This window comes from Halalkalibacter alkaliphilus (assembly GCF_023555415.1).
GTDB classification, from domain to species: domain Bacteria; phylum Bacillota; class Bacilli; order Bacillales; family Bacillaceae_D; genus Halalkalibacter; species Halalkalibacter alkaliphilus.
The window spans coordinates 1-1,769 of record NZ_JAKRYL010000054.1 but is presented as its reverse complement, the minus strand read 5'-3'; the positions used below and the strand labels follow the sequence as shown (position 1 = coordinate 1,769).

Genomic DNA, 1,769 nt, shown 5'->3' with positions numbered 1-1,769 from the left:
GGCAAACTTCCGGTCTGAGGAACACGAACTTCATATAAGGCTAGGTATCATTGGATGAGTCTGCTAAACAAGACGAAGCCCTTTCTGCCAAAGGTGATACAGAGTAAATGAAGCAGATAGATGGAAGGAAAGATTGTACTCTTACCTGGGGAGGTCTGACTGAAAAGCCGAGCACACTCGGTAACCTATTTAGCGATAAATAGCTGAACAGTCAGAAGTCAGCAGAGGTCATAGTACTCGACTAGCTTAAGATAGCCGAGGAAGGACCGAACATTTAGGAAGAATGTGCGACTAGGCGTTCATTGTTTATGATGATACAGACAATCCAAATTGGACTTACTTAAAGGAGGAAACGGTGAATCCCGTGGGGGACTTTAAGAGGGTGGAATAAACAATGGCACAAATAGAACGGACATTCACGTGAGAGGATGTATCGAAATGATGAAACAACTGTTGTCACGGGACAATCTGATTTCGGCTCTTAAAAGGGTCGAAAAGAATAAGGGTAAACATGGTGTAGATGAAATGCCTGTAAAATCCCTACGAGCGCATCTTCTACTTAACTGGGACGAAATCCGAAATTCAATTAAAGACGGAACGTACGAGCCTATGCCAGTCAGACGGGTCGAAATCCCGAAACCGAATGGTGGCATAAGGTTACTAGGCATTCCTACCGTGACCGATCGTCTCATTCAACAAGCGATTGCCCAAGTCTTAACCCCGATTTATGATCCAACCTTTTCTAAACATAGTTATGGTTTCAGACCAAGAAGAAGAGCCCATGACGCTGTAAAGGAAGCGAGGGCATATATAGAGGAAGGGTACAGATGGGTGATAGACATGGACTTAGAAAAGTTCTTCGATAAAGTGAATCACGATATGCTTATGGGTCTTCTGGAGAAAAGAGTCCATGATAAAACGATTCTAAGGCTAATTAGAAAATACCTAGAATCAGGAATCATGATAAACGGTGTGGAAGTTATCAGCGAAGAAGGTGTCCCGCAGGGCGGGCCATTAAGTCCGTTATTGTCTAATATCATGTTAGATGAACTCGACAAGGAACTGGAAAAGAGAGGGCACAAGTTTGTCCGTTACGCAGATGACTGTAATATTTACGTGAAAACTCAGAAGTCAGGTCTACGAGTGAAGAGCTCCATTACAACTTTCATTGAAAAGAAACTCAAGCTGAAAGTGAATGACGAGAAAAGCGCAGTAGATCGACCGTGGAAACGAAAGTTTCTAGGTTTCAGTTTTACTCCTCACCCGTCACCAAAGATCCGTATCGCCAAAGAGAGTATAAAGAGAGCTAAAAGCAAAATCAAAGAACTTACATCACGATCACATTCCATCTCAATGGAAGAGCGTATTGAGAAGATCAATAAATATCTCGTTGGATGGTGTGGATATTTTGCCTTGGCGGATACGCCAACTCCCTTTAAACGGCTTGATGAATCACTGAGAAGAAGACTTCGGATGTGTCTATGGAAGCAATGGAAATTACCTAAAACCAAAACAAAAAGGCTTATCTCACTTGGAGTTCCCAAGGAAAAAGCCTATGAATGGGGTAATTCCCGCAAGAAATATTGGCGCATCTCGAACAGTCCTGTTTTAAACACAACGCTTAACCTAGAGTTTTGGCGAAAGAAAAAGCTAAAAAGTCTAGTAGATAGATACAACCACTTACGTCAAACCTAAGTGAACCGCCGTATACGGATCCGTACGTACGGTGGTGTGAGAGGTCGGAGGCTAGTCGCCTCCTCCTACTCGAT

At 43.0% G+C, this 1,769-nt stretch carries 1 protein-coding gene; it reads left to right on the top strand.

The annotated features are described in order from the left end of the window. The first annotated feature begins 438 nt into the window (after positions 1–438). On the top strand, positions 439–1,695 hold the full coding sequence (ltrA, locus tag MF646_RS23015; protein WP_250098832.1) for a group II intron reverse transcriptase/maturase: 1,257 nt from the start codon (positions 439–441) through the stop codon (positions 1,693–1,695). Positions 1,696–1,769 lie beyond the last annotated feature (74 nt).

Excerpts from the sequence above, each read along its gene's own strand:
- ltrA (WP_250098832.1), top strand. The coding sequence starts at position 439 with ATGATGAAACAACTGTTGTCACGGGACAATCTGATTTCGGCTCTTAAA.